Here is a 4456-nt window from a genome sequence, read left to right on the forward strand (position 1 = left end):
GGCGCCGCCGTACTCCGCGGCCCCCTCGCAAGGACCAGGCATGAAGGATCCCAACAGCACAAGGGACATCGGTCCCCGGGTCGGGACACCGCTCTGGCTGTACATGCTGGGCGCCACGGCCGCCGGGGCGGTCCTGCTCCTCGTCTCCGGACTCGACCTGCGCACGGACGAGCTGCGCGCTCTCGCCGTCGAACCGCTCACCTGGGTTCTGCTGTGCATGATCGTCCTCGGCGAACTGCGCCCCCTCACACTCCCCGGCCAGGCGCCCGGCGACGGAGTGCCCACCTCGCTGCCCTTCTCCCTCGCGCTCGTCATCCTGCACGGCCTGCCCGTGGCCGCCCTGGCCCAGGTCACCGCGACCGCGGTCTCCGGGTTCGCGCGCGGCCACGCCCCCCACCGCATCGCCTTCAACGCCGCCCAGTACACGCTCTCGCTCGGCGTCGCCGACGCCGTCCTGCGCCTCCTGCTGCCCGGAGCGGTCCAGGGCACGTGGCTGCCCGCCGCGGGCGAACTCCTGACCGTCGCCCTCGCCGGGGCGGGCTACTTCGCGGTCAACCGCGTCCTGGTCCTGTGCGCGGTGGCCATGCACGAACGCGTGCCCCTGCGACAGGTCATGTCCAAGGGCCTGGCCCAGCAGGTGCACGTCAACAGCGTCCTGCTCAGCCTCGCCCCGCTCGTGGTCGTGGCCGCGACCCACTCGGTGCTCTACGTCCCGCTGTTCGCGCTCCCGCTCGGCGCGCTCTACACGAGCGCCATGCTGTCGGTCCAACGCGACCACCAGGCCAACCACGACGAGCTCACCGGCCTGGCCAACCGCAAGCTCCTCACCCTCCGGGCCCGCGAGGAGATCGCCCACGCCCAGCAGCGCGGCGGCAGCGTCGGCCTGCTCCTGCTCGACCTCGACCGGTTCAAGGAGGTCAACGACACCCTGGGCCACCCCACCGGCGACCGCCTCCTCCAGACCGTCGCGCGCAGGCTCACCCACAGCGTCCGACCCGGAGACCTCGTCTCCCGCCTGGGAGGGGACGAGTTCGCCGTCCTGCTGCCCCAGGTCCGCGACAGCGCCTCCGCGTGCGAGGTGGCCTTCCGGCTGCGCGGCGCCCTCGCCGAACCGGTCCGCCTGGACGGCATGGACTTCGACCTCCAGGCCAGCATCGGCATCGCCCTGCACCCCCACGACGCGCCCGACTTCGCGCTCCTCATGCAGCGCGCCGACGTGGCCATGTACGTCGCCAAGGCCGACCGCACCGGTGTGGAGTCCTACGACCCCGGCAAGGACCGCAACTCCACCGCCCGGCTCAGCCTGTACACCGAACTGCGCCGCGGCCTGTCCGAGGGCGCCCTGGAGATGCACTACCAGCCCAAGGTCGACCTGGGCGACGAACGCCCCATCGGCCTGGAGGCCCTGGCCCGCTGGCGCCATCCCAGCCGCGGACTGCTCACCCCCGAGGAGTTCATGCCGGTCGTGGAGCAGTCCAACCTGCTGCGAGCCTTCACCGGCCAGGTCCTGGACATCACCCTGGCCCGCGCCGCCGGCTGGCACGCCGAGGGCCTCGACCTGCCCGTCGCCGTCAACCTCGGCGTGCGCGAACTGCTCGACCCCGCGCTGCCCGCCACCGTCGCCTCCGCGCTGCGCGAGCACGGCGTACCGGCCGACCGGCTGGTCCTGGAGATCGGCGAGCACGCGCTGATCACCGACACCGACGCCGCCACCGCGGCCGTCCGCCGCCTGCGCGACCTCGGCGTCGGCCTGTCCCTGGACGACTTCGGCACCGGCCACTTCACCCTCGCCCAGCTCGCCGGTCTGCCCCTGGACGAGGTCAAGATCCACGAGTCCTTCACCGCCCGCCTGGTGGACCGGACCGACAACGGCCACACCGTCGTCCGCGCGGCCATCGCCCTGGTCAAGGCGCTGGGCATGCGCGCCACCGCCGAGGGCGTCCAGAGCGGCGAACTCGCCCGCGCCGCCCGCGACACCGGCTGCCACGCCGCCCAGGGCCACCACTTCTCCGCGCCGCTGACCGCGCGGGAGGTCGCCGACTGGGTCGCCGCCCGCGACGGCGGGACCGCGGCCGGCACCCGCGTCTGACCGGGGAGCCGCCGAGCGGCGCCGGCCCCGGGGACCGCGCCGGTCGGCCGACCGGCGTTCGCGGACCGACCGGCGCCGGGACCGGCCCCGGAGCCATAGGATTGGTCCCGATAGTCCTTCCGCCGAAGAAACGGTTCGCATTCCATGACCGCCATCACCCGCGATGAGGTCGCGCACCTCGCACGGTTGTCGCGGCTGGCGCTCGACGAGAGCGAGCTCGACACGCTCGCCGCCCAGCTCGGTGACATCCTGACCGCCGTGGCCAAGGTGCAGGAGGTCGCCCAGGGCGACATCCCGCCCAGCTCGCACGCCCTGCCGCTGACCAACGTCTACCGCCCCGACGAGGCCAGGCCCGGCCTCGCCCACGACCAGGCACTGGCCGGTGCCCCGGCGGTGGAGGACCAGCGCTTCCGGGTTCCGCGGATCCTCGGGGAGGGTGAGTAGCGGTGAGCGACGTCATCAGCCTGACCGCCGCCGAACTCGGCGAGGCCATCCGGGAGGGACGGGTGACCTCCGAGGAGGCCACCACCGCCTACCTGGACCGGATCGAGTCCGTGGACGGCGAGATCAACGCCTTCCTGCACGTGCGCCGCGAGACCGCGCTGGAGCAGGCCCGCGCGGTGGACGCCCGCCGCGCCGCCGGTGAGGAACTCGGCCCGCTCGCCGGTGTCCCGGTCGCCCACAAGGACGTGTTCACCACCAAGGACATGCCCACCACCGCCGCCTCGAAGATCCTCGAGGGCTGGCAGCCGCCCTACGACGCCACCGTCACCGCGCGCCTGCGCGAGGCCGGGCTGGTCATCCTGGGCAAGACCAACATGGACGAGTTCGCCATGGGCTCCTCCACGGAGAACTCCGCCTACAAGGTCACCCGCAACCCGTGGGACACCGACCGCATCCCGGGCGGCTCCTCCGGCGGCTCCTCCGCGGCCGTGGCCGCGTTCGAGGCGCCCCTGGCCACCGGCACCGACACTGGCGGCTCCATCCGCCAGCCCGCCGCCGTGTGCGGCCTGGTCGGCGCCAAGCCCACCTACGGCGGCTCCTCCCGCTACGGGATGATCGCCTTCGCCTCCTCCCTGGACACCCCGGGCCCCTTCGCGCGCAACGTGCTCGACGCCGCCCTGCTCCACGAGGCCTTCTCCGGGCACGACCCGCGCGACTCCACCTCCATCGACGCACCGGTCCCGCCGGTCGTGGACGCCGCCCGCCTGGGCGACGTCGAGGGCCTGCGCGTGGGCGTGGTCAGCGAGCTGGACAGCGACGGCTTCCAGCCGGGCGTGCGCCAGCGCTTCCACGAGACGCTGGAGCTGCTGGAGTCCCTGGGCGCGAAGATCGTGGAGCTGTCCTGCCCGAGCTTCGACGCCGCCCTGTCGGCGTACTACCTCATCGCGCCCAGCGAGTGCTCGTCCAACCTCGCCCGCTTCGACGCCATGCGCTACGGCCTGCGGGTGGGCGACGACGGCACACGCAGCGCCGAGGAGGTCATGTCGCTGACCCGGGCCCAGGGCTTCGGCCCCGAGGTCAAGCGCCGCATCATGCTGGGCACCTACGCCCTGTCGAGCGGCTACTACGACGCCTACTACGGCAGCGCCCAGCAGGTGCGCACGCTGATCAAGCGCGACTTCGACGCCGCGTTCGAGAACGTGGACGTGCTGGTCTCGCCGACGACACCGACCACGGCGTTCCCGATCGGCGAGCGCGCCGAGGACCCGATGGCCATGTACCTGGCCGACCTGTGCACGATCCCGTCCAACCTGGCCGGGAACGCGTCGCTGTCGGTGCCGTGCGGCCTGGCCCCGGAGGACGGCCTGCCCGTCGGCTTCCAGATCATGGCCCCGCCCCTGGCCGACGACCGCACCTACCGGGTCGCGGCCGCGGTCGAGCGCGCGCTGACCGAGCGCGACGGCGACCTGCTGGCCCGCAGCCCCTACGCGGTCGCCCGCTAGGAACCAGCGGCCGCGGCGGAGTCGTCGAGCGCCCGCCGTCCCCGCGAGGGACGGCGGGTGCTCCGTCCACAGGCCGGAACCGGGTCTGGTGCGGCGTCCGCGCGCGGCCCTAACGTGGATATCGGGGGGTCCCCAGGGGCTCCTGGCCTCGTGCTGCCCCGGCGGCACGGGACGGCGCAAAACCGAGGGCCCGCTCCGGAACTGCGCCGGAACGGGCCCTCGGTCACGACCGCTCCGCGGCGGCCGGAAGGGGACTAGCCCTCCAGGTCCTGGCTGCCCGCCGCCTTGCGCCTGCGGCTCAGGTAGAGGGCGCCGCCGCCCGCGCCGAGCGCGGCCACACCGGCGGCGACCAGACCGACGAGCGCGCCACCGGTCACCGGCAGGCTGGGCTCGTTCTGGTCGTCGGCGGGCTCGGACGGCT

Annotated in this window: 4 protein-coding genes; 3 read left to right on the top strand and 1 reads right to left on the bottom strand. The window is 73.8% G+C overall.

Translation table 11 applies throughout. The features are described 5' to 3' along the window. Positions 1 to 40: 40 nt before the first annotated feature. The 3 genes from DQW06_RS24035 to gatA all read left to right on the top strand — a co-directional run bounded on the left by DQW06_RS24035 (position 41) and on the right by gatA (position 4035). Positions 41 to 2089 (top strand): bifunctional diguanylate cyclase/phosphodiesterase, encoded by a 2049-nt coding sequence (locus DQW06_RS24035; RefSeq protein WP_117199363.1) that lies wholly within the window; start codon positions 41 to 43, stop codon positions 2087 to 2089. Between the two features lie 144 nt (positions 2090 to 2233). Continuing rightward, positions 2234 to 2533, top strand: a complete 300-nt coding sequence (gene gatC, locus DQW06_RS24040; protein ID WP_013151219.1) for an Asp-tRNA(Asn)/Glu-tRNA(Gln) amidotransferase subunit GatC — start codon at positions 2234 to 2236, stop codon at positions 2531 to 2533. A gap of 2 nt (positions 2534 to 2535) precedes the next feature. Next, positions 2536 to 4035: an Asp-tRNA(Asn)/Glu-tRNA(Gln) amidotransferase subunit GatA gene (gatA, locus tag DQW06_RS24045; protein WP_013151220.1), complete on the top strand. Its 1500-nt coding sequence runs from the start codon at positions 2536 to 2538 to the stop codon at positions 4033 to 4035. A gap of 254 nt (positions 4036 to 4289) precedes the next feature. Here gatA and DQW06_RS24050 read toward each other — a convergent pair. After that, on the bottom strand, positions 4290 to 4456 hold a 167-nt coding region (locus tag DQW06_RS24050), incomplete at its 5' end, for an LPXTG cell wall anchor domain-containing protein (protein ID WP_117199364.1).

The organism is Nocardiopsis sp. TNDT3, assembly GCF_003427465.1.
Lineage (GTDB): Bacteria > Actinomycetota > Actinomycetes > Streptosporangiales > Streptosporangiaceae > Nocardiopsis > Nocardiopsis dassonvillei.

Excerpts from the sequence above, each read along its gene's own strand:
- DQW06_RS24035 (WP_117199363.1), top strand. The coding sequence starts at position 41 with ATGAAGGATCCCAACAGCACAAGGGACATCGGTCCCCGGGTCGGGACA.
- gatC (WP_013151219.1), top strand. The coding sequence starts at position 2,234 with ATGACCGCCATCACCCGCGATGAGGTCGCGCACCTCGCACGGTTGTCG.